This is a genomic window from Parafrankia sp. EUN1f (genome assembly GCF_000177675.1).
In the GTDB taxonomy this organism is placed as follows: domain Bacteria; phylum Actinomycetota; class Actinomycetes; order Frankiales; family Frankiaceae; genus Parafrankia.
Map to the genome: position 1 here is coordinate 18,514 of NZ_ADGX01000035.1, position 22,416 is coordinate 40,929.

Below are 22,416 nucleotides of genomic sequence, written 5' to 3' on the forward strand. Positions count from 1 at the left end.
GGTCGGTGCTGCTGATCGGAATGGGCGTCGGCGACCCGGAGTCGCTCACCTACGAGGCCGGCCGGGCGCTGGCCGGCGTTGACGTCCTGTTCACGGTCGACAAGGGTGCCGCGAAGGCCGATCTCAACGCGCTGCGGGGCGAGATCTGCGCCCGGTATGCGCGTCCGGGCCTGCGTCTCGTCGAGCTGACCGAGCCGGAACGCGACCGGGCGCCCGCCGACTACGCGGCGGAGGTGCGCCGCTGGCATGCCGCCCGCGCCGACGTGTGGGCGCGGGCGCTGCTGGCGGAGCTCGCCGACGGCGACCGGGGCGCGTTCCTGGTGTGGGGCGACCCGGCGCTCTACGACAGCTCGCTGCGGATCCTCGAGGACGTCCGCTCACGCGGGCTGGTGGACGTCGACGTGACGGTGATCCCCGGCATCTCCAGTGTGCAGGCGCTGGCCGCCCGGCACCGGATCGCACTGAACAGCATCGGCGGGGCGATCCACCTCACCACCGGCCGGCGGCTCACCGCGGACGTGGTGGGCCAGGACTCGGTCGTCGTGCTGCTCGACGGCGCGGCGGCCTGGCGGGACGTCCCCGACGCCGACCAGTGGGACATCTACTGGGGTGCCTACCTGGGCGGGCCCGACGAGATCGCGATCGCCGGCCCGCTCGCCGAGGTCGGCGAGGAGATCGCGGCGGTGAAGCAGGCCGCCCGGGCCCGCAAGGGCTGGATCATGGACGTCTATCTGCTCCGACGACGGCCTTGACCGGGGCCGGCCCCGGGGCTGGGGCAGGGGCCGGCTCCACGGCCGGAGCGGGCTCTGCCGCCGGAGCGGGCTCTGCGACAGCTGCCGTAGCTGCGGCTGGAGCGGGCTCCGGGGCTGGAGCCGGGGCTGCGGCTGGAGCCGGTGCCGGCAGGTGGCCGTCGTGGTGGCGTGGGGTGAAGATCAGGCCGGTGTCGGCGTCCCGGCGGGTCCGTGACGAGCCGATGATGAGCAGGGTGCGCATGTCGACGTGGTCGGCGCTCAGATCCGCGAGCCGGATCACCTCGACGCTCTCGCCGGCGTCCCCGACCGCCCGGCCGACGACGACGGGAGTGTCGGCGTCCCGGCACTGCGACAGGGTGGCGCGGACCTCGTCGATGTGCGCCCGGCGGGTCTGCGACCCGGGGTTGTAGAGCGCGAGCACCAGGTCGGCCGCGGCGGCGGCGCGCAGCCGGCGCAGCACCAGCGGCCAGGGCTTGAGCTGGTCGGACAGGGACAGCACGCAGTAGTCGTGGCCGAGCGGCGCGCCGGCCCGGGCGGCGACGGCGTTCGCCGCCGTCACGCCGGGCAGCACGCGCACGGGCACGTCCCGGTAGCCGTCGGCCCGGGCCTCCAGAACGGCCGACGCCATGGCGAACACCCCCGGATCGCCGGAGGAGACGACCACGACGCGCGCCCCGCGCCGCGCGAGGTCGAGGGCGAAGACCGCGCGTTCCGCCTCGACCCGGTTGTCGCTCGGGTGGCGGCGCTGGCCCGGTCGGACGGCGACGCGCCGCAGGTAGGTCTGGTAGCCGACGAGGTCGTCGGCCTCCGCCAGGGCGCGGGCCGTCTCGGGGGTGAGCCAGTCCGCGCCGGCGGGGCCGAGCCCGACGACGGTGACACCGCCGGGCTCGGCGACCCTGACGAGCCTCGGCTCGTCAGGGTCAGCGCTCGCCTCGGTGCGAGCACCATCCGGCCCGGTGCGGGCAGCGCCGGGCGGGGCCTGCGCGGCCTCGGCGGGGCCAGGCTGCCCGGCCCGGTTCGCCGGTACGAGAACCATCGACATGTACGGGACGTCCTCGGCGGCGGCCAGATCACGCAGCGCGACGACGCGCTCGCCGTCCCGGCTGGCGCGGCTGACGAGCAGCGCGCCGTCGAGCCGACCGGCCTCGGTGAGGCTCCGGCGCACGCCGTCGAGGTCGGCTCGGACCTTCATCAGGGCGAGGCCGTCCCCGGCGGCGGCCAGGTCACGCAGCCGGTCGGCGGGCATCGTCGCGGGCACGACGGTGAGGGTCTCGTCGCCTGTGGCCAGCGCGACGCCCGCGGCCGCGGCGGTGGCGGACACCGACGTCACCCCGGGGACGACCACGCACGGGAACCGCGGGGTGAGCCGGCGCTGCATGTGGGTGAAGGAGCTGTAGAGCGTCGGGTCGCCCTCGGCGAGCAGCACGACGTCCCGGCCCGCGGCCAGGTGCCGGGCGAGCCGGGTGGCGGACTGCTCGTAGAACTCGTCGATCGCGCCCTGGTAGCCGCCGGGATGGACGGTGCCTCCGCGGGTGACCGGGTAGACGAGCTCCTCCTCGACGGCGCCGGCCGGCAGGTAGGGGGCCGCGCTCGCGCGGGCCAGCGACCGGCCGGGCCGGGCCGCGTGGAACGCCACGACCTGCGCCTGACCGATCAGGCGGGCCGCTTTGACCGTGACGAGCTCCGGGTCTCCCGGGCCGACGCCGACACCGTAGAGGGTGCCGGCGCGCAGGGCGGGGGTGGCGGTCGCGGGGCTGACGGTCGCGGGGCCGCTGGGTGGGTTCACAGTTCCTCCGAGGCGATCGCGTTGACGGCGGCCACCGTCATCGCGCTGCCGCCGCGGCGACCGTGGACGACGAGGTAGGCGAGTCCGAACGGGTTGTCCGCGAGCGCCTGCTTGGACTCGGCGGCGCCGACGAAGCCGACGGGCAGGCCCAGGACGGCCGCCGGCCGGGGCGCGCCGGCGCCGATCATCTCGAGCAGGTGAAACAGCGCCGTCGGGGCGTTCCCCACGGCGACGACGGCGCCGGCGAGCCGATCGCGCCACAGCTCGAGCGCGGCGGCGGACCGGGTGGTGCCGAGCCGGGCGGCCAGGTCCGGGACCCGCTCGTCACCGAGCGCGCAGACGATCTCGTTGGCGGCGGGAAGCCGCCGGCGGGTGATCCCGCTGGCGACCATCTGCGCGTCGCACAGCACCGGCGCGCCGGCGCGCAGTGCCGCCCGGGCCGCACCGACGACATCCGGGCTGGCCTCGACGTCGGCGGGCAGGTCGACCATGCCACAGGCGTGGATCATGCGGACGACGACGTGCTCCAGGTCGGCCGCCAGATGTGCGAGGTCGGCCTCGGCGCGGATGGTGGCGAACGACTGCCGGTAGATGGCCGCCCCGTCGCGCTCGTAGTGGTACCGGGAATCGGTGCCGGTCTGCATCACGGGCATTCCTTCGGTTCGGTGCCGGTGTCGTCCACGCGGTAGCCGGCGGGGCCGGCGACGACGGCCAGGTGCCGGGAGGCGGGCTGGCCACAGCGTCGCGCGCAGCCGCTCCAGTGCGCCCGCGGTCCAGCAGCTGTGGGCAGCCCGGGCGGCGCCGCGGCGCCGAGGGGGATGAGCCGGCCCGCGTCGACCGCGCGGGCGGCGTCGGAGCGTACGTCCGCGAGCGCGCTCGCGCAGCCGGGGCGGCCGGCGCAGGTGGTGACCCGCGTCCACGGTGAGCCGGGGTCGGTGACGAGGCCGACGCGCCCCGCGGCGCCGGTGAAGCGGTCCGGGCCGGCGCCGCTCAGGCGGGGCAGGACGACCGACCGCCACGGCGTGACACGCAGCGCCTCACCGGTCGCCGCGGCCTCGGCCGCGAGGACGTCGGCCCGCGGACGGGTCAGCTGGCCGAGCGGCACGTGGACCGCGGCGGCGTGGAGGCCGTCAGGGCGCTGCCAGACACCGCCGTGCCAGGATCGACCAGGCCAGGCACCGACAGGCCAGGCGCCGACGGGCCAAGCGCCCACGGGCCAGGCCCCACTGGGCGAGGTTTCGCCGTGTCGAGTTGTCCGGGCAGGGGCGGGGCCAGGAGTCGGCCGCGGGGCCTGCGGGCGGCCGGCCCGCAGGGCGGCGGCGAGTTCCCGGCCGCCGTCGGGCAGGTCCCGGACCCGCCAGACCGGGGGGCAGTCGCCGGCGGCGTGCGCCGCGGTGCGCAGGAACGCCCGCGCGGCCCCGAGCAGCTCCGGGACCACGGCGCAGCGCTCGACCTCCACCCCGGCCGGCCCGATCCACCAGCCTCCTCGGGCGGTGGGGGCCGCCCACGCGTCCGGGGCGAGGGCCGCGATGTCGCCGGACGCGTCGTCCAGTCCGAACAGGAACCGGCCCGACAGGCCGGCGAGCTCCGGGTCCGCGCACAGCGCCTGGTCGAGCGCGTGCACGAGCTCCTGGAGCCCCGGGTCCTCGAGCCCAGGGTTCTGGCCGGTCAGGCCGGTCAGTCCGGTCAGGCCGGCGAAGGGCGCGGCGACGATGTTGCGGACCCGCTCGTGGGTGGCCGAGGGCAGCAGCCCCAGCTCGGCGACCCGCTCCGCGAGCTCTGCCCGGCGGCCGGCGGGAACGCCGCGCAGCTGGACGTTGCCCCGTGAGGTCAGCTCGACGGCGCCGTGCTCGCCGAACGACCCGGCGAGCACGGTGAGCGCGAGCAGCACCTCGCCGTCGACGAAGCCGCCGGGCAGCCGGATCCGGGCGAGACCGCCGTCCGCGGCCTCGTGCAGGATCAGCGCGCCCGGGCAGCGGTCGGCCCTGCCCGGCCGAGCCGGTCGCGCCGCAGGAGCCGGAAGGGCCGGAGCGGCCGGCCGGTCTTGATGATCCGGGCGGGCGGGTCGCGCCTCCAGGCCCTGGCGAGCGCATGCGGCGGGCATCTACGCCCGTCCTTCGAGGTCGCCCTCGGCGCGCAGGTAGACCTCGCGCAGCGCGTCCAGGGTCGCCGGCTGCGGCTCGGACCACAGCCCGCGGTCGACGGCCTCCAGGAGCCGTTCGGCGATGCCGTGCAGCGCCCAGGGGTTGGCGTCGGCGAGGAACTTCTGGTTCTCGTCGTCCAGGACGTAGGCCGCGGTCACGGCCTCGTACATCCAGTCGGCCACCACACCGGCCGTCGCGTCGTAGCCGAACAGGTAGTCGACGGTGGCGGCGAGCTCGAAGGCGCCCTTGTAGCCGTGGCGGCGCATCGCGGCGATCCAGCGCGGGTTGACGACCCGGGCGCGGACGACCCGGGCCATCTCCTCGCCGAGGGTGCGGGTGCGCACGTCGTCGGGTCTGGTGGAGTCCCCGATGTAGGCGCGCGGGCTGCGGCCGGTCAGCGCCCGGACCGCCGCGATCATCCCGCCGTGGTACTGGAAGTAGTCGTCGGAGTCGGCGATGTCGTGTTCGAGGCTGTCGGTGTTCTTGACCGCGACGCTGATCCGCCGGTATGCCGCCTCCAGGTCGTCGCGGGCCGGGCGGCCGTCGAGGCCGCGGCCGTAGGCGTAGCCGCCCCAGGCGGCGTAGACCTCGGCGAGGTCGGCGTCGTCGTGCCAGGTGCCGGCGTCGACGAGCGGCAGCAGCCCGGCTCCGTAGGCACCCGGCTTCGAGCCGAAGACCCTGGTGGTGGCCCGGCGCCGGTCGCCGTGGGCGGCCAGGTCGGCGTCGGTGTGGGCCCGCACGTAGTTGTGCTCCGGGTCCTCGTCGAGGTCGGCCACCAGCCGGACGGCGTCGTCGAGCAGGTCGACGACGTGCGGGAACGCGTCGCGGAAGAACCCGGAGATCCGCACGGTGACGTCGATGCGGGGGCGGCCGAGCTCGGCGAGCGGGATCGGTTCCAGGCCGCGCACCCGCCGCGAGGCCTCGTCCCACAGCGGGGCGACGCCGAGCAGGGCGAGGATCTCGGCGATGTCGTCGCCGGAGGTTCGCATCGCCGAGGTCCCCCAGGCCGACAGGCCGACCGAGCGGGGATATTCGCCGGTGTCGGCCAGGTGGCGTTCGAGCAGCGAGTCGGCCATCGCCCGCCCGGTCTCCCAGGCCAGCGGGCTGGGCACGGCCCGCGGGTCGACGGCGTAGAAGTTTCGCCCGGTCGGCAGGACGTTGACCAGGCCGCGCAGCGGCGAGCCACTCGGGCCGGCGGGGATGTAGCCGCCGGCGAGCGCGTGCAGCGTCCGGTCGAGCTCGTCGGTCGTCCGGGCGAGCCTGGGCACGATCTCGGTGGCGGCGAACGTGAGCACCTCCACCACCGCGGCACGGTCGACGTCCCGGGCCGCGGTCGGCGCGTCGAGCGCGGCCGGCACGGCCGACTCGGCCGGCGCGTCGAGCACCGCGCCGACGACCTCGGTCACGGCCGCCGGGTCCCAGGCACGCTCCTCCAGGGCGCTGACCAGCGCACGGGCGACCGCCTCCACCGTGTCGGTCCGCGCCGTCCCGTCGTCGGTGCCGAGGCCGAGGGCCTGGCGCAGCCCGGGCAGGGCGACGGCGCCGCCCCACAGCTGGCGGGCGCGCAGCATCGAGAGCACCAGGTTGACCCGGGCCTCACCGGTCGGCGCCGCACCGAGAACGTGCAGGCCGTCACGGATCTGCGCGTCCTTGATCTCGCAGAGCCAGCCGTCGACGTGCAGCAGGAACTCGTCGAACTCGGCGTCGTGCGGCCGGTCGGCCAGGCCCAGGTCGTGGTCGAGCTTCGCCGCCTCGATCAGCGTCCAGATCTGGGCGCGGATCGCGGGGAGCTTCGCCGGGTCCATCGCGGCGATCTGCGCGTGCTCGTCAAGCAGCCGCTCGAGGCGGGCGATGTCGCCGTAGCTGTCTGCGCGGGCCATCGGGGGGACGAGATGGTCGATGATCGTGGCGTGGGCCCGCCGCTTGGCCTGGGTGCCCTCGCCGGGGTCGTTGACGAGGAACGGGTAGACCAGCGGCAGGTCTCCGAGGGCTGCGTCCGGCGCGCAGCCCGCGGACAGCGCGGCGGCCTTGCCCGGCAGCCACTCGAGGTTGCCGTGCTTGCCGACGTGGACCACGGCGTGCGCGCCGAACCCGGCACCACCAGTGCCACCAGCGTCGCCAGTGCCGTCGGCGCCGTTGGAGCTGCCGGCGCCGACGGAGCTGCCGGGGCTGCCGGGGCCGCTGCGCAGCCAGTGGTAGGCCGCCAGGTAGTGGTGGCTCGGCGGCAGGCCCGGGTCATGGTAGATCGCGATGGGGTTCTGGCCGAACCCGCGCGGTGGCTGGATGAGGATGACGATGTTGCCGGCGGTCAGGGTGGCGAGGACGATCTCGCCGTCCGGGTCGGCCGAGCGGTCGACGAACAGGTCGCCCGGTGCCGGGCCCCAGTTCTCCTCGACCTCGGCGCGCAGGTCGGCGGGCAGCGTGGCGAACCAGGCACGGTAGGTCGCGGCGGCGATGCGGACCGGGTTGCCGGCAAGCTGCTCGGCGGTCAGCCAGTCCTCGTCCTGCCCGCCCGCGGCGATCAGCCCGTGGATGAGGGCGTCCCCGTCCCCGGCCGCGAGTCCGGGCAGCGCGCCGGGCCCGTCGGCCGGGCCGACGTCGTAGCCGGCGTCGCGCAGCGCGCCCAGCAGCGCGAGCACGCTGGCCGGGGTGTCCAGGCCGACGGCGTTGCCGATCCGGGCGTGTTTCGTCGGGTAGGCCGACAGCACCAGCGCGATCCGCTTCTGCGCGTTTGGGATGTGGCGCAGCCGGGCGTGGCGCACCGCGAGCCCGGCGACCCGCGCCGCCCGCTCCGCGTCCGGGACGTAGTGGGTCAGGCCGTCGGCGTCGATCTCCTTGAAGGAGAACGGGACGGTGATGATCCGGCCGTCGAACTCGGGGATCGCCACCTGGGTCGCCGTATCCAGCGGTGACAGGCCGTCGTCGCTGCCCTCCCACTGGGCCCGCGGCGACGTGACGGCCAGCGCCTGCAGGATCGGCACATCGAGCGCGGCCAGCGCCCCGATGTCCCAGTCCTCGTCGCGCCCGCCCGCGCCGACCTCGGCCGGGTTCGCGCCGGAGGCCGCCCCACCGGCCGCCAGCACGGTCGTCACCAGCACGTCCGCCTGGCCGAGCACGTCCAGCAGCGCCGGGTCGGCGGCGCGCAGGGAGGCGCAGAACACCGGCACCGCCCGTCCGCCCGCGGCCTCGACGGCGTCGGCGAGCGCGTCCACGAAGGCGGTGTTCCCGGCCAGCTCGTGCGCCCGGTAGTAGAGGATCGCCACCGTCGGCCGCTCGGCGGTGGGCTCGGCGGCCTGGCCGGGCCGCGGTCGCACCCCCCACGGCGGGGTCGGCAGCGGCGGGTCGAACCCGTGGCCGGTCAGCAGGATCGTGTCGGAGAGGAAGCGGGCGAGCTGGCGCAGGTTGTGCTGGCCGCCGTGGGCGAGGTAGGCGTGTGCCTGCGCCGCGGCCCCCGCGGGCACCGACGACAGCTCCATCAGCTCCGCGTCGGGCACCTGCTCGCCGCTGAGGACCACGACCGGCAGGCCACTGGCGAGGACGGCGTCGAGCCCCTCGGGCCAGGCCCGACGGCCGCCGAGCAGGCGCAGCACCACGAGGTCGGCGCCGTCGAGCAGCGCCGGCAGCTCGGTGTCGTCGAGGCGGGTCGGGTTCGCCAGCCGATAGTCCTCCCCGCTGGCGCGCGCGCACGACAGGTCCGTGTCGGACGTCGAGAGCAACAGGATCACGGACGGCTCCCCAGGGTTGGCAGGGACGACGACGACAGATGTTCGGCGGAGCCGGCGGCCGGCGGCGCACCGGGCGGGACGAACGGAAGGCCCGCCGGCGGACCGTCGGCGAGCAGTGCCCGCAGCGCGCCGGTGTCGAGATGGTCGGCGACGAGATCACCGAGGACGTCCAGGCGGCGCTCCCGGACCGCGGCGAACGAGATCTCACCGCGGGGCTGCCACGGCGAGCCGGTCCGGGCGGCGACGTCGGTGAGGAACGCCCGGCGGAACCCGTCGTTCTCGAACGCGCCGTGCCAGGTGGTGCCCCAGACCGCACCGGCCCGGCAGCCGTCGAGGAACGGCTCGCCGCCGTGCACCGTCGCCACCCCGTGGTGGATCTCGTAGCCGCGCACCGGCTGGCCGTAGGCCACCCCGACGGGCCGGCCGAGGGTCTTGTCCGCCGCGAACCGGACCGTGACCGGCAGCAGCCCGAGGCCGTCAATGGCCCCCACTCGGCTCTCCACCTCGTCGACGATCGTCGCGGCGAGCATCTGGTAGCCGCCGCAGACGCCGAGCACTGGCCGCCCGGACGCCGCCCGGCGGGCCAGCGCGCCGTGCAGCCCGCGCCGGCGCAGCCAGCCCAGGTCGGCCACCGTCGACCGGGTTCCAGGCAGCACCACGAGGTCGGCGGCGTCGAGGTCCTCGGGCCGGTCCGCGTAGCGCACCGCGACACCGGGCTCGGCGGCGAGTGCGTCCAGATCGGTGAAGTTGCTCAGGAACGGCAGCCGCACCGCTGCCACCCGCAGCGGCCCGGCCGGGTCTCCCCTGGTCTCGCCCGGCGCGGGCAGGCCGAGTGAGTCCTCGACGTCCAGGTCGAGCCCGTCCTGCCAGGGCAGCACGCCGAGCACGGGCCGGCCGGTGAGCCCCCGCAGCATGTCCAGCCCCGGTTCGAGCAGCGCCCGCTCGCCACGGAACTTGTTCACGACGAAGCCGGCGACCAGCGCCTGGTCCGCGGGCTCCAGCAGGGCGAGGGTGCCGTACATAGCGGCGAACACGCCGCCGCGGTCGATGTCGCCGACGACGATCGCCGGCAGGCCGGCCGCCCGGGCCAGGCCCATGTTCGCGATGTCGTTCGCCCTCAGGTTGATCTCCGCCGGGCTGCCGGCGCCCTCGCACACCACCACGTCGAAGCGGGACCGCAGGTCGGCCAGGCTGGCGAGCACCTCGGTGAACAAGCGGCCCTTGAGCTCCCGGTAGTCGAGCGCGCCGGTCTCGGCGACCGGCCGTCCCCGCAGCACGACCTGGCTGCGGTGCCGGGCACCCGGCTTGAGCAGCACCGGGTTCATCGCCGCCTCCGGTTCGATGCCGGCGGCGGCGGCCTGCATGACCTGGGCGCGGCCGATCTCCGCGCCGTCGGCGGTCACCCACGAGTTCAGCGACATGTTCTGGGCCTTGAACGGCGCCACGCGCACGCCCTGGCGGGCGAGGAACCGGCAGATGCCGGCGGTCACCACCGACTTGCCGGCGTCCGAGGTGGTCCCGGCGACCAGCAGCGCGTTGCCCATCCTGCCCACCCGCCCCGTGCCGCCGGTCATGCCGCGACCGCCCGGGCCTGCCGGGCGGCGGCGACGAACCGGGTCGCGGCGCCGGGCATCCCAGCCCAGTGGGTGTGCAGGTAGGAGGCGTGGACGCCGCCGCGGACGAAGCCCTCCACGATCTCGGCGCCCGCCGCGTCGCGCCAGCGCCAGGCCGGGGCCGAGTCCCGTACCGTGCCGCCACCGGCCGGTGGGATGGCGGCCGTGCGGTGGAACTCGTGCCCGCGCACGACCGTGCCCCGCGGCGCGAGCACCGAATCGGTGGCCGCGGCCGCCTCCCGGTAGCCCAGGGTGAGGCGGGGGGTCATCGCCGCCGCCACCTCGCCGAGCACCCCGCACATCGGCGCCCCGTCGAGGGCGCTGCTGAGATAGAGGAGCCCGGCGCACTCGGCGGCGACCGGCGCGCCGGTCGCCGCGAACGCCCGCACCGCGGTTCGCAGGACGGCGTTCGCGGTGAGCGCACCGGCGTGGACCTGCGGGAACCCGCCGCCGATGACCAGCGCCGACGTCCCGCCCGGCAGCGCCTCGTCCACGGTGGGATCGAAGGGGGCGACGTCGGCGCCGGCGGCGGTGAGCAGCTCGGGTAGTTCGGTGTAGCCGAACGTGAAGGCCGGACCACCGGCGACCGCGACCACCGGACGCGGACCGTCGGCAATCGCGCCAGCGCCGCCGATCGCGCCGTCGTCGGCGCCTTCGCCAGCCCCAGTGCCGTCGCCAGCCCCAGTGCCGTCGCCGGCGCCGGCGAGGGCGGCCCGCGGATCCCAGGGCTCGGCGGGGAGGTCGGGTGCCGTCGCCGCGAGCGCGAGCAGCGCGTCGAGGTCGAGGTCCGCGGCGGCGACCGCACCGAGCTCGGTCACGACATCCCGGGCGGCCCCGGCTCGCTCGGCGGCCGGTACGAGGCCCAGATGACGCGACGGGGTGGCCAAGCTGGCCCGCCGGCGGACCACACCGAGCACCGGCATGGCGATCTCGGCCATCGCCGCGCGCAGGATCTCGGCGTGCCGTGCGGAGCCGACCTGGTTGAGCACGACACCGCCGATCCGTACCCGGGGGTCGAAGGCGCGGAACCCGTGCACGGTCGCGGCGACGGACCGGCCGGCCGCCCGTGCGTCGACGACCAGCACGACGGGCGCCGCGAGCAGCGTGGCGACGTGCGCCGTCGAACCGAACCCGGGACGGGTCGCGTGCCCGTCGAACAGGCCCATGACGCCCTCGATGACGGCGATGTCGGCTCGTCGCGGGGTCAGTGCGGCGTGCAGGAAAAGCGGGCCGATCCGTTCCTCGCCGACGAGCCAGGGGTCCAGGTTGCGCCCCGGCCGGCCGGCGGCCAGCGCGTGGTAGCCCGGATCGATGTAGTCCGGGCCGACCTTGTGCGGCGAGACGGCGAGCCCGCGCGCCCGCAGCGCGGCGAGCAGGCCGGTGGCGATCGACGTCTTGCCGGCGCCGCTGGCCGGCGCGGCCAGCACGATCCGCGGAATTCTCATGGCCCGCTCACCATTCGATCCCCCGCTGGCCCTTCTGCCCGGCGTCCATCGGATGCTTCACCTTGGTCATCTCGACGACGAGGTCCGCGGCGGCCACCAGCCGCGGGTGCGCGCGGCGGCCGGTGATGACGACGTGCTGGAACCCGGGGCGGGCGGCGAGGGCCGCCACGACGTCCTCGACGTCGACCCAGCCCCACTCGATCACGTAGGTGAACTCGTCGAGCACCAGCAGCCCGTAGGTCTGCGCGGCCAGATCGGCCTTGATCCGCTCCCAGCCCTCGGCGGCGGCCGCCGCGTGGTCGTCGAGCGGCCCACGCTGGGTCCACGACCAGCCGGAGCCCATCTTGAACCAGTCGACCGGCGCGCCCTGGCCGGTCCGCTCGTGGACCTCGCCGAGCGCCCGCAGCGCGTTCTCCTCCCCCACCTTCCACCGGGCGCTCTTGACGAACTGGAACACGCCGATCGGCCAGCCCTGGTTCCAGCCGCGCAGCGCCAGCCCGAAGGCGGCCGTCGACTTCCCCTTCATCTCACCCGTGTGGACGATCACCAGCGGTCGGTTGCGCCGCTGCCGGGTCGTCAGACCGTCATCGGGGACGCTCGTCACCTGCCCCTGCGGCGCCATCAGGCGACGTCCCTCAGCGCACGGACGGTGGCCGCGAGCCCGGCACCGACCGCGGCGCTGTCCAGGCCTGGACTGTCTCCATGACGTCGTCGCCCGTCCGCTCGTGCGGGCCGGGAGCCAGCCGTGGCCCGGGATGCGGCCCCGGGAGCGAGGCCCGGCGCGGAGCCGGGGGCAGCAAGCTCGGCGAGGCCGAGTAGCGGGGCGCCCAGCATGCCGGCGAGAGCGCCCGCGAGTCCGAGCCGGACCCGGCCCGTCTCACAGTCGACGACCACCGCCGCGACCCTGCCGCGGACGAGCAGCTCGGCCGCCGGGCCCGGCGCGGGCCCCGCGGTGTGCCGGCCGTCGGTCAGCACGACGAGCAGCGGCCGGCGGCTCGGATCGCGCAGCTGCTCCCGGGCGAGGGTGCGGTGCGCGAGCAGCAGGCCGTCGGCGAGCGGGGTGCGCCCACCCGACGGCAGGTCCGCGAGCCGCGCCGCCGCGACGTCGACCGACGACGTGGGCGGCAGCGCCAGCGCGGCGGCCTCCCCACGGAAGGTGATCAGGCCGATCTTGTCGCGGCGCTGGTAGGCGTCGAGGAGCAGCGAGAGCACCGCCGCCTTGACCGCACCCATCCGCGCCCGTGCCGCCATCGAACCGGAGGCGTCGACGACGAACAGGACGAGGTTTCCCTCCCGGCCCTCGCGGCGCGCCTGCCTCAGGTCGGCCGCCCGCAGCACCAGCCCGGGGCCACCCCGCCCCGGGCCGCCTGATGCGGCGCCGCGGCCAGCATCGTCGCGACGATGTGCAGGTCCCGCGGCCGGCCGGCGGGCACGTCGGCGCCGACGACCGCGCCCGCGCCGGTGACCGCGCGGGATCGCCGGCCGGGGACGCCCCGGCCGACGCCGGGCACCTCGAGGCGCCGGGCGCGGAACGTCTCCGCCGGGGCGACCACCCGGGAGGGTGCCGCGCCCCTGTTCGCGCCCGCGGGCGCGGCGGTGGCCGGCGGGGCGTCGCGGGTTGGCCGGTCGGACGCGTCGTCGCCGACCGGTGTGTCGTGCTCCGCCGCGCCGGCGGAAGCGCCGCCACCGGATCCGTCCGGCCCATCCGGCCCATCAGACCCGTCCGGCCCGGGGGGCGACACATCCCGCTCGCCGGCCGGACCGGCCGGACCACCGGCGGCGGCGTCCGGATTCGCGTCACGGGCCGGGTCGTCGGCGCGGTGCTCGCCGCCCGGCTCCTCGGCGGTGTGCTCCCGGGCGGCGTCCAGCGCGGCGTCAAGCTGGTCGGGGTCGAGACCGGGCTCGTCGAACGGGTTGCGGCGGCGGCGGTGCGGCAGCGCGAGCGCCGCCGCGATCCGGACGTCCGCCTCGGTGACCTCGGTGCGTCCCTCCCAGGCCGCGTGCGCCACAGCGGCCCGGGCGGTCACCAGGTCGGCCCGCAGCCCGTCCACCTCGAACGCCGCGCAGACGGCGGCGATCCGGACCAGTTCCCGATCGGGCAGCCGCACGGCGGGCAACGCCGCCCGGGCCGCCGCGATCCGCGCCGACAGCGCCCGCTGTGCCTCGGCGTAGCCGGCCGCGAACGCGTCCGGGGCGGCGTCGAAGGCCAGCCGGCGGCGGACCACCTCCGCCCGCGCCGCGGCCTCCCGTGGGGCCGCGACCTGCACGGTCAGACCGAACCGGTCGAGCAGCTGGGGGCGCAGCTCGCCCTCCTCCGGGTTCATCGTCCCGACCAGGAGGAACCGGGCCGCGTGCCGGACCGACACCGCGTCCCGCTCGACATGGGCTACACCGAGCGCCGCCGCGTCGAGCAGCAGGTCGACGAGATGGTCGTGCAGCAGGTTGACCTCGTCGACGTAGAGCACGCCGCGGTGCGCGGCGGCGAGCAGCCCCGGCTCGAACGCGACGACACCCGCGGTCAGCGCCCGCCCGAGGTCGAGCGAGCCGACCAGGCGGTCCTCGGTCGCCCCGACGGGAAGCTCACACAGCCGGGTCGGTCGACGTTGCACCGGATGGTCCCGCCGCGCCGTGCTGGCGGGATGCGGGCCGTCCGGGCAGTCCTCGGCCGGGCTGCCCGGATCGCAGGAGAACCGGCAGTCGGCCACCACGTCGACCGGTGGAAGCACCGCGGCGAGAGCACGCACCGCCGTCGACTTGGCCGTGCCCTTCCCCCCGCGGACGAGCACGCCACCCACCTGGGGCGAGACCGCGTTGAGGATCAGCGCGAGACGCAGATCGTCCATACCGACGATCGCGGTGAAGGGAAAAGGGGGCACGGCCACCACCTCGCACCGGCAGATGTCCACGCCTGCCGCTAGCACGGGCCCAGGAACTGCTGTTCACGGGCGGGCGGCCGAGGTGTTCTGGCTCACCGCGCCAACTGGTCGCGGCTCACAGTGGCGGGACCGCCCCGGCCTTGGCGCCTCGCGCCGCACCGAAGTTCCCCTCGTTTCGCCTGGCAGGAATCGTGCCATGGGAGGGTGCCCCGCGAACAGTGACTAACAACACCCGCCATCCGGCCGCCGCCATCCACGTGACGCCCCGGCCCCGGCGCCGGCACAATCACCCCGTGCCAGGCAGCCCCTCATCGCCCGAAGCGGAACACGCGACCGCCCAGGCCGGTGCCTTCGGCGTGACCGTCGTCGGGATCGGCGAGGACGGCTGGGACGGCCTCGCCGACGCGGCTCGCGAAGCCCTGGCCGGAGCGGATGTCGTTCTCGGCGGTGCCCGCCAGCTCGCCCTCGTCGCCGGCTGGGTGCGCGCGACCGAGGCATGGCCCCGCGACCTCGCCGCCGCGGCCGCGGCCCTGCCCGACACCCACGCCGGGCGCCGCCTCGTCGTGCTCGCCAGCGGCGACCCGATGCACTACGGCGTCGGCGGCACCCTCACCCGGGTGCTCGGCCCAGGCCGGGTGAGGGTGCTGCCCGCGCCGTCGTCGATCTCCCTGGCCTGCGCCCGGCTCGGTTGGCCGGTCGAGGGGGTCACCGTCGTCAGCACCCTCGGCCGGCCCTACGCCGCGATCGGCCCCGAGCTGCGGGCCGATGCCAGGGTGCTGGTCCTCACCGGCGACGAGGACGGAGCCGACCGGGTGCGCCGGCTGGTCACCGAACGCGGCCTCGGGGCCGATCTCACCGTGCTGGAGCGCCTCGGCGGTCCGCACGAACGGGTCCGCGTCCATCCGGCCGGGCCGGCCGCTCTGCCACGGCACGACCGGCTCGCCATCGTCGCGGTCCGCTGCGCGCCCGGCGAGCATCGGGCCGTCGCCAGCCAGGTGCCGGGCCTGCCCGACGAGACGTTCGCCACCGACGGCGTGCTCACCAAGCAGGAGGTGCGGGCGATCACGCTGGCCGCGCTCGCCCCGGCGCCCGGTGAGCTGCTCTGGGACGTCGGCGCCGGCAGCGGCGGAATCACCACCGAATGGCTGCGTGCCGACCTCCGCTGCCGGGTCGTCGCCATCGAGCCGCGGGCGGATCGCGCCGCCCACGTCCGGGCGAACGCCGAACGCCTCGCCGGCGTCGTCGCGTCGCCCGCCGGGGCCGCAGCCGGGGCCGCGGCCGGACGGCTGCGTATCGTCGAAGGTCGCGCACCGGACGTGCTCGCCGGTCTGCCGACGCCGGACGCCGTGTTCGTCGGCGGCGGCGCGAGCATCCCCGGAGTCATCGACGCCTGCCTGGCCGTGTTGCCGCCGGGCGGGCGCCTCGTCGTCAACGCGGTCACGATCGAGACGGAGGCCGTGCTCGTCGACTGGCATCGCCGGGCCGGCGGCCGGCTGCGCCGGATCGCGATCTCCCATGCCGAGCCGGTCGGCTCCTTCACCGCCTTCCGCGCGGCGCTCCCGGTCACCCAGTGGGTCCACACGACCCGATCTGAACCCGTGATCCCGACAGGATGAGTCCGAAGAGCTGAGAGTCTTCGTCCGCTCCCAGTCCCAGAGCCCGTCACAGAATCCCGAGCTTCGGGCTTCCACTGCCGCCACTGCTTCCGATCAAGAAGTGCGGATTTCGGCTGCGCGAACAACCGAAATCCTCATTTCTTGCGGATTACCAAGCTACTCTGAGCCCCATTTGCACCTATTGGCATGAATTGCTCGCGCTACGCGCTCGGCGCCGGCTCCGAATACCCTTGGGACCCTTGGTGCCAGCGGGATGCTGGCACGTCGGCGGTATGGCCGGCGGAGAGTGCCCGCAGAGCGGTCAGGATGCCGGCGACGTCCGGCCAGGTCGGTGGGACGAGGCCGGCGCCAGCCGGGCGGTCGACCATGACGACCGGCACGCCGAGCAGCCGGGCCGCGTCCAGCTTGGCGACGGTCAGCGTCCCGCCGCTGTCCTTCGTCACCAGCACCCGTATGCCGTGCTCGCGCAGCAGCCGGGTCTCCCCGGCGACGGTGTAGGGACCACGGTCGAGCAGCACGGTGTGCCGCGGCGGCAGCGTGTCCGTCGGCGGATCCACCGCTCTGATCAGATAGTGCCGCTCGGCGTCCGCGGCGAACGGCGCGAGCTGGCGACGGCCGGTGGTCACGAACACGGCGCCGCCCGGCGGGCAGAGCTCCCGGGTCCGGTCGGCGGCCGCCGCCAGGTCGCCGACGCGATGCCAGTCATCACCGGGCCTGGCCTGCCAGCCGGGCCGTGCCAGGCGAAGCAGCGGCACCGCGGAACCGGCGCCGCCCGCATACGCACCGCCCGAGTGCGCGCCGCCCGAGTGCGCGCCGCCCGAGTGCGCGCCGCCCGAGTGCGCGCCGCCCGCCTCGTCCGGTGCGGGCGACGGGCCCGCGCAGGCGGCGACGGCGTGCGCGGACATCGTCGCCGCGAACGGATGCGTGGCGTCGACGACGGCGTCGACCGCCCGGTCACGCAGGAACGCGCGCAGGCCGGTGACTCCGCCGAAACCGCCGATCACGGTCTCCCCCGCCGGCAGCGCCGGGTCACGCACCCGGCCCGCCAGCGAGGTGACGACGTCCACGCCCGGTTCGGCGACGAGCGCGGCGGCGAGGTCACGGGCCTCGCGGGTGCCACCGAGGATCAGGACACGCACGCGCGGTCCCGTTCGACCGAATACAGGTGGCTGTCGCGGAAGCCTGTCGCGGCGAGTGCGTCGCCGACGACGATGACCGCCGCCCGGCCGATCCCGGCGGCACGCACGGCGGCGGCGATCGTGTCGAGCCGGCCGCGCAGCACGACCTGGTCCGGGCGTGACGCCCAGGCCACCACCGCCACCGGGGTGGCGGCGCCGTAAACCGGCAGCAGCTCCTCGACGACCGCCTCGATCCGCTGGATGGACAGGTGGATGACCATCGTCGCCCGGGCGGCACCCAGGGCCGCCAGCGTCTCCCCGGCCGGCATCGCGGAGGCGTTCTCGCTGGTCCTGGTCAGGACGACGCTCTGCGCCACACCCGGCACGGTCAGCTCCCGGCCCAGCTCCGCGGCAGCCGCGGCGTACGCGGGCACCCCGGGGCACACGTCGTAGCGGACGCCCGCGGCCTCCAGCCGGCGCATCTGCTCGGCGACGGCGCTGAACACCGACGGGTCACCGCTGCAGAGCCGGGCGACGTCCTGCCCGGCGGTGTCGGCCTCGACGAGATGGCCGACGATCTCGTCGAGGGTCAGTGGAGCGGTGTCGACGAGCCGGGCGCCCGGCGGGCAGTGCGCCAGCACGGCCGGGTCGACCAGGCTGCCCGCGTAGAGGCAGACCGGGGAGGCCGCGATCAGGTCCCGGCCGCGCAGGGTGAGCAGGTCCGCGGCACCGGGGCCGGCGCCGATGAAATGAACGGTGATCGCGTCGCTCCCTAGAACGGCATGGAGGGCCGTGCCACGGCCAGCCGGTGAGGCATCACGGCGGGCTCAGGAAAGTGGCGCAACGGTGGTCACTGGAGCCTCCTTGGAGGATTGTGCGTCCCCGCGAACGGATGGGCGTCATGACGGCGAAGTATCTGACTCACCCGCGGCGTCTCGCGGGCTCACAGTGGCGCAACCGCGCCGGACTTCCACCGGCTTCCTTGCGCCGTCACGAGGCCCCACCGTAGGTCCGTACCGGATCGAGCGTCAACACCCGCTCCGGCGACCGACGTCTCCCGCCGCCCAGGCCGGGCTCAGAAGCTGCCGACGGCTTCCTTCTCGTCGTCGTAGATCTCGAACCTGCGGCCTTCCGCGGCCGCCTTCGCGTCGCGGCCGCCCGAAACGAGCCGGGGCAGGTGACCCGACCGGAGCTGTCAGCCAGCCGGGTTCGTCGCGGTGACCAGCCAGGTCGCGGCGGGGAAACGGACAGCTCCCCGCACGAGATGCCGACGCAGCTCCGCCCGCACCTCGTCGAGCAGCGCCGACCAGCCCTGCGGGCCCAGGGCTGGCTGCAGTTGCTGCCGGGCCGACCGGCCGGTGGAGGTGCTCAGGATAGTCGCAAGCCGTTCCTCGACCCCGTCGGTGCCATCGGCCCCGTAGTCACATTCGAAGTCGAGGGCGTTGATCGCGATGTCGGACCAGCCCGCCGCACCCAGGACGCCCGCCAGCCGGTCGGCGTCGGCGAAGGCGGTCGGGCCGGGCTCGCCGGGCGCCGGATCCGCCGGCGGCGGGACCAGCCGCCCGGCGAGCACGCTGGAGCCGAGCGAGAACATCGGGTTCTCCTCCCGGCCACGCCAGCAGGCGAAGACCAGCCGGCCCTCCGGCGCCACAACCCGGCGGATGTTCGCGAACGCCGCCGTCGGGTCCTCGAAGAACATCACACCGAAGCGGGAAACGACCAGGTCGAACGGCGGGCCGGGTGCTTCCCCGCCCAGGTCGAGAACCTGCGCGTCCCCGACGACGACGGTGGCGCCGGGTACCCTGCTCCGCGCCGCGTCGACCATGACCGGCGAGATGTCGACACCGACCACGCTCGCTCCCGCGCCGGCCCCGGCTGCGAGCAACGTGCCGGAGCCGCAGCCGACGTCCAGTAGCCGCTGCCCGGGCCGGACCGCCGCCGCGCGGCTGATCGCCGCGGTCACCGGCGCGAACAGGGCGTCGAAGAGCGCCTCGTTCGCGACCCAGCCGGAGGCGTTGTCGCTCCAGGTCAGCCGCATCTGCTCGTTCTGCACGCCCTCGACGGTAGTGCGTCGGCGTTATCCCGCGGCAGGCGTGAGCGCGGCCGACCGGCGGCCTGGACACCGAGCCCGGATTCCCCTGATCGCCGGGCGCGGAGGTTCTAGTTGCTGTAGAGCCGCCGGGGCGCGAGGAAAACGGCGGTTCGCCGTTGCTCGGCCATCACCCGGTCATACGTGGCCCAGTCGTCGTGCGTGCCGCCCGCGGCGACGAAGACCTCCCGCAGCAGCAGCCGAAGCCGCTCGGCGTCGATGTCGGGACGCGGGTCGTCCGGGCCGATGAGCTGCGCCTCGCCCTCGGCGGTCACCCATCGCCACCCCGACCTGACCGTGACGGTCAGCGCGGGTCTGGCACGCAGGTTCGCGAGCTTGACCCGGCCATAGGTGACGAAACCGACGACAGGGGTCGCGTTCAACGGATGCAGCAGGACACCGACATTGACCACGGACGACTGAATGCTCTGGTCGGCCCGCAACGTCGAGACGACCGCCAGCCCACTCTCCTCCCGGCCCAGCGCCGCCAGGTCGTCAATCGTCGCCACAGCCATGCCTCCCCGTTTGTCATCGCGTCCGCTCGCCCGCCCAGCATCGTTTCACGGCTCTGAGCGACCGTGGCCACCGTCCGGGGCCCCGGGTGCCGGGTTTCAGAACGCCGGGCCGAGCAGGAAGCCGCCGGTCGCGTCGATGGTCTGCCCGGTGATCCACCGCGAGTCCGGCGAGGCGAGGAATGCCACGACATCGGCGATGTCGGCCGGCCGCCCGATCCGGTTGAACGCCGACCACGACGCCGCCAGCTCACTCATCCGGGGATCGGCGAGGAAAAACGCGATGTCGGTCTCGACGATGCCCGGCTCGACAGCGTTGACCGTGATGCCGCGTGGCCCGAGTTCCAGCGCGAGAGTGCGTGTCATGGCGTTGAGCGCTCCTTTGGTCATCGCGTAGGCGATGACCATCGGTGTCGCCGCGCCTCGCCCTCGGCCACCTGGCCCCCGGACCGGATCGCGGTCCCGTTTCCGGGAATCTGGTCGACCGCCCCGGGAACCGGCGCGGACAGATCGTCACCCAACGTGACGATCTGATTCAGTTCGTCGATGTGAACGACTCGCGGGACGTGCGTGCTGACCTCGCTTTCATCCACCTGCCGGAACGACATGATGATGATCAGGTCGCCAGGGTGAACCAGGCGGGCGGCGGCACCGTTCATGCCGATGATCCCGGAGTCCCGGGGCCCCTCGATCGCATAGGTGACCAGCCGGGCGCCGTTGGTGATATCCACCACCTGCACCTGCTCACCCTCGACGATGTCGGCGGAATCCATGAGCGTCCGATCAATCGTGATCGATCCGACATAATGCAGATCCGCCTGGGTCACGGTGGCCCGATGAATCTTCCCGCCAAGCAGAGTGCGCTGCACGCGATTTCCTTCAGAATTCGGTCGAGATCATGAGTGGGAATTCCGGGTCAGCGAACGGTCACAGACATCCCGCCATCCGCGTCCCGGCGGGACAGGCCGCCGGCACACTTGCGTCACGTCCTCCCCACGGGCTGTTCCCGTGGCGGGTGAGCTGCGGTCAGGGCACGTCGGTCGATCTTTCCGCCAGCTGTGACGGGAAGCGTGCCCAGCACCGTCACGGCGCTCGGCACCATGTAATGAGGAAGAAGATCCGCGCACCAGGTGAGCACCTCGTCCGCGAATGCGCCGTCCGCTGCCGGTCCCGAAAGCGCCGAGCCGCCGTCGACCTGATCGACGCCACGATCGGCATCAGGAACGACGAAGGCGAGCAGCCGGGGCGCCGCGGTGTCCCGGGACACCACGACCGCCGCCCGCCGCACCCGGGGGTGGGTGGACATGGCGGCTTCCACCTCCTCCAGCTCGAGCCGCATTCCCCGGATCTTCACCTGGTTGTCAGCCCGGCCGACGAACTCCAGCCAGCCGGCACTGTCCCATCGCGCGAGGTCCCCGGTCCGGTACATTCGGGCGCCATCGCCGGAAAACGGGTTGGCGACAAAACGCGACGCGGTCAGCACCCCGCTGTTCACATAGCCGCGGCCGAGCAGGAATCCGGCGACATACAGCTCGCCGATCACGCCGTCCGGCACCGGCTCCAGCCGGTCGTCAAGGAGGTGAATCTGGGTATGCGGATTGGGCCGACCAATGGATGTGGCGAGACGCTCAGCGCTATCCCGGTAGATCACATGAGAAACGCCGATCGTCGTCTCGGCCGGGCCGTACCCATGGTAAAGATCGGTGTCGACCTGAGCTCGGAAGCGTGCGAAGAGGGCCGGTGTGAGTACCTCGCCTCCGCACCAGACATGCCGCAGGGAGGCCAACGCGGGCGTGCCTTCCGCCGCTTCCAGCACGACGTCCAGCATCGACGACACCAGATAGACGAAAGTGACCCGCTCGGCCTCGATCAGGTCGACCAGATACCCCGGGTCGAGCTCACCCTCCGGCTCCGCCACGACCACCCGGCCCCCGCAGACGAGTGGCAGCAGGATCTCGTTGATCGAGATGTCGAACGACAGCGGAGCCTTGAACAGCGAAGCGTCGCCCGCGCCGAAGGTGAACAGGTCCGTCACCTGCCACCGTAGTCGCTCGGCGATCGCCTCATGGCGGATCATCGCCCCTTTCGGGGTGCCGGTCGAGCCGGACGTGAACATCACATAGGCCAGACCGGCCAAGGGGATCGAAAGATCCAGCGGTTCCGGCGACTCGTGGCCCCAGGCCCACGCGCGCAGATCGACCGGCACGGCTCGCACCCCGTCGACCAGCCCGTCGGGCTCATCCGGCTCCCTCGGCACCTCGGACGTCTCCGGACCCGTCACGATCAACTGCGCGCCCGAGTCCGCCAGTACCCGCCGACGCCGCTGGTCAGGCCAGGACGGCTCCACCGGGACGAAGGCGCCACCGGCGACCATGGCCGCGAGGACCGCGACGATCATCTCCGCGGATCGCCCCAGCCGGACACCCACGACACCCTCCGGCTCGAGGCCGTGGCGGCGCATGGCCCGGGCGAGCTGGAACACCCGGTCTCCGAGCTCCCGATAGGTGAACCGCCCTTCTGGCGCCACGACAGCAGGCGCATCCGGCGTTCTCCGCACCTGGGCGACGAACAGATCGACCACGGTCGTCACGACCGCCGGCGCGCTGGTGTCGTTACAGCATTCGAGAGCGACAGCCCCGTCCGCCGCCGGCACCGGCGACACGCCACCCCTGAAAAGCGCACTCACAAGCATGCCCCATCTGTCGATGGCGAAACGGAACCCGTCGCCGCCCCCACCGGA

Annotated in this window: 16 protein-coding genes, 1 pseudogene and 2 riboswitches; of the genes and pseudogenes, 2 read left to right on the forward strand and 15 right to left on the reverse strand. The window is 74.6% G+C overall.

Annotated features, from left to right (window positions below):
* Positions 1 to 20: 20 nt before the first annotated feature.
* Positions 21 to 752 (forward strand): precorrin-6A synthase (deacetylating), encoded by a 732-nt coding sequence (gene cobF / locus FREUN1FDRAFT_RS13120; RefSeq protein WP_006540538.1) that lies wholly within the window; start codon positions 21 to 23, stop codon positions 750 to 752.
* Here cobF and cobJ read toward each other — a convergent pair.
* From cobJ to FREUN1FDRAFT_RS13160, 8 genes and pseudogenes are all read right to left on the reverse strand, one after another.
* Complete coding sequence (gene cobJ, locus FREUN1FDRAFT_RS13125) at positions 718 to 2,538, reverse strand: precorrin-3B C(17)-methyltransferase (protein WP_006540539.1); 1,821 nt, start codon at positions 2,536 to 2,538, stop codon at positions 718 to 720. The two genes, cobF and cobJ, sit on opposite strands and share 35 nt — an antisense overlap.
* Positions 2,535 to 3,182 (reverse strand): precorrin-8X methylmutase, encoded by a 648-nt coding sequence (locus tag FREUN1FDRAFT_RS13130; RefSeq protein WP_006540540.1) that lies wholly within the window; start codon positions 3,180 to 3,182, stop codon positions 2,535 to 2,537. The genes cobJ and FREUN1FDRAFT_RS13130 overlap by 4 nt, the downstream gene beginning before the upstream one ends.
* Positions 3,182 to 4,642 (reverse strand): nitrite reductase, encoded by a 1,461-nt coding sequence (locus tag FREUN1FDRAFT_RS13135; protein ID WP_006540541.1) that lies wholly within the window; start codon positions 4,640 to 4,642, stop codon positions 3,182 to 3,184. Before FREUN1FDRAFT_RS13135 ends, FREUN1FDRAFT_RS13130 begins: the two co-directional genes overlap by 1 nt.
* Positions 4,643 to 8,407, reverse strand: coding sequence for a cobaltochelatase subunit CobN (cobN, locus tag FREUN1FDRAFT_RS13140; RefSeq protein ID WP_006540542.1), 3,765 nt, complete (start codon positions 8,405 to 8,407; stop codon positions 4,643 to 4,645).
* Positions 8,404 to 9,981, reverse strand: coding sequence for a cobyric acid synthase (locus FREUN1FDRAFT_RS13145; RefSeq protein WP_006540543.1), 1,578 nt, complete (start codon positions 9,979 to 9,981; stop codon positions 8,404 to 8,406). The genes cobN and FREUN1FDRAFT_RS13145 overlap by 4 nt, the downstream gene beginning before the upstream one ends.
* Positions 9,978 to 11,465, reverse strand: a complete 1,488-nt coding sequence (locus FREUN1FDRAFT_RS13150; RefSeq protein WP_006540544.1) for a cobyrinate a,c-diamide synthase — start codon at positions 11,463 to 11,465, stop codon at positions 9,978 to 9,980. The genes FREUN1FDRAFT_RS13145 and FREUN1FDRAFT_RS13150 overlap by 4 nt, the downstream gene beginning before the upstream one ends.
* Before the next feature lie 7 nt (positions 11,466 to 11,472).
* Positions 11,473 to 12,087 (reverse strand): cob(I)yrinic acid a,c-diamide adenosyltransferase, encoded by a 615-nt coding sequence (gene cobO, locus FREUN1FDRAFT_RS13155; RefSeq protein WP_006540545.1) that lies wholly within the window; start codon positions 12,085 to 12,087, stop codon positions 11,473 to 11,475.
* Positions 12,087 to 14,308, reverse strand: a pseudogene (locus FREUN1FDRAFT_RS13160) (VWA domain-containing protein). The gene cobO and the pseudogene FREUN1FDRAFT_RS13160 overlap by 1 nt, the downstream one beginning before the upstream one ends.
* 113 nt (positions 14,309 to 14,421) lie before the next feature.
* Positions 14,422 to 14,512, reverse strand: a riboswitch (cobalamin riboswitch).
* Between the two features lie 47 nt (positions 14,513 to 14,559).
* Here FREUN1FDRAFT_RS13160 and FREUN1FDRAFT_RS13165 point away from each other — a divergent pair.
* Positions 14,560 to 15,957 carry a bifunctional cobalt-precorrin-7 (C(5))-methyltransferase/cobalt-precorrin-6B (C(15))-methyltransferase gene (locus FREUN1FDRAFT_RS13165; RefSeq protein ID WP_006540548.1) on the forward strand — a complete coding sequence of 466 codons (1,398 nt, stop codon included), beginning with the start codon at positions 14,560 to 14,562 and terminating at the stop codon, positions 15,955 to 15,957.
* Between the two features lie 200 nt (positions 15,958 to 16,157).
* Here FREUN1FDRAFT_RS13165 and FREUN1FDRAFT_RS13170 read toward each other — a convergent pair whose 3' ends face one another.
* The 7 genes from FREUN1FDRAFT_RS13170 to FREUN1FDRAFT_RS13200 all read right to left on the reverse strand — a co-directional run bounded on the left by FREUN1FDRAFT_RS13170 (position 16,158) and on the right by FREUN1FDRAFT_RS13200 (position 22,368).
* Positions 16,158 to 17,096, reverse strand: coding sequence for a precorrin-6A/cobalt-precorrin-6A reductase (locus FREUN1FDRAFT_RS13170; protein ID WP_006540549.1), 939 nt, complete (start codon positions 17,094 to 17,096; stop codon positions 16,158 to 16,160).
* Positions 17,084 to 17,836, reverse strand: a complete 753-nt coding sequence (gene cobM, locus FREUN1FDRAFT_RS13175; RefSeq protein WP_035951458.1) for a precorrin-4 C(11)-methyltransferase — start codon at positions 17,834 to 17,836, stop codon at positions 17,084 to 17,086. Before cobM ends, FREUN1FDRAFT_RS13170 begins: the two co-directional genes overlap by 13 nt.
* A gap of 128 nt (positions 17,837 to 17,964) precedes the next feature.
* Positions 17,965 to 18,097: riboswitch (cobalamin riboswitch) on the reverse strand.
* Positions 18,098 to 18,270: 173 nt separating this feature from the next.
* A complete protein-coding gene (locus FREUN1FDRAFT_RS13180) occupies positions 18,271 to 19,113 on the reverse strand; it encodes a class I SAM-dependent methyltransferase (protein WP_006540551.1) in 843 nt (280 codons plus the stop codon).
* Between the two features lie 122 nt (positions 19,114 to 19,235).
* Positions 19,236 to 19,673, reverse strand: a complete 438-nt coding sequence (locus FREUN1FDRAFT_RS13185) for a TIGR03618 family F420-dependent PPOX class oxidoreductase (protein WP_006540552.1) — start codon at positions 19,671 to 19,673, stop codon at positions 19,236 to 19,238.
* A gap of 102 nt (positions 19,674 to 19,775) precedes the next feature.
* Complete coding sequence (locus FREUN1FDRAFT_RS13190) at positions 19,776 to 20,042, reverse strand: SDR family oxidoreductase (protein ID WP_304412145.1); 267 nt, start codon at positions 20,040 to 20,042, stop codon at positions 19,776 to 19,778.
* Positions 20,043 to 20,062: 20 nt separating this feature from the next.
* Complete coding sequence (gene panD / locus FREUN1FDRAFT_RS13195) at positions 20,063 to 20,545, reverse strand: aspartate 1-decarboxylase (protein WP_006540554.1); 483 nt, start codon at positions 20,543 to 20,545, stop codon at positions 20,063 to 20,065.
* Between the two features lie 113 nt (positions 20,546 to 20,658).
* On the reverse strand, positions 20,659 to 22,368 hold the full coding sequence (locus FREUN1FDRAFT_RS13200) for an amino acid adenylation domain-containing protein (RefSeq protein WP_157474725.1): 1,710 nt from the start codon (positions 22,366 to 22,368) through the stop codon (positions 20,659 to 20,661).
* Between the last annotated feature and the right edge of the window lie 48 nt (positions 22,369 to 22,416).

Excerpts from the sequence above, each read along its gene's own strand:
- cobF (WP_006540538.1), top strand. The coding sequence starts at position 21 with ATGGGCGTCGGCGACCCGGAGTCGCTCACCTACGAGGCCGGCCGGGCG.
- FREUN1FDRAFT_RS13130 (WP_006540540.1), bottom strand. The coding sequence starts at position 3,182 with ATGCAGACCGGCACCGATTCCCGGTACCACTACGAGCGCGACGGGGCG.
- FREUN1FDRAFT_RS13135 (WP_006540541.1), bottom strand. The coding sequence starts at position 4,642 with ATGCCCGCCGCATGCGCTCGCCAGGGCCTGGAGGCGCGACCCGCCCGC.
- FREUN1FDRAFT_RS13145 (WP_006540543.1), bottom strand. The coding sequence starts at position 9,981 with ATGACCGGCGGCACGGGGCGGGTGGGCAGGATGGGCAACGCGCTGCTG.
- FREUN1FDRAFT_RS13150 (WP_006540544.1), bottom strand. The coding sequence starts at position 11,465 with ATGAGAATTCCGCGGATCGTGCTGGCCGCGCCGGCCAGCGGCGCCGGC.
- cobO (WP_006540545.1), bottom strand. The coding sequence starts at position 12,087 with ATGGCGCCGCAGGGGCAGGTGACGAGCGTCCCCGATGACGGTCTGACG.
- FREUN1FDRAFT_RS13180 (WP_006540551.1), bottom strand. The coding sequence starts at position 19,113 with ATGCGGCTGACCTGGAGCGACAACGCCTCCGGCTGGGTCGCGAACGAG.
- FREUN1FDRAFT_RS13190 (WP_304412145.1), bottom strand. The coding sequence starts at position 20,042 with ATGACACGCACTCTCGCGCTGGAACTCGGGCCACGCGGCATCACGGTC.
- FREUN1FDRAFT_RS13200 (WP_157474725.1), bottom strand. The coding sequence starts at position 22,368 with ATGCTTGTGAGTGCGCTTTTCAGGGGTGGCGTGTCGCCGGTGCCGGCG.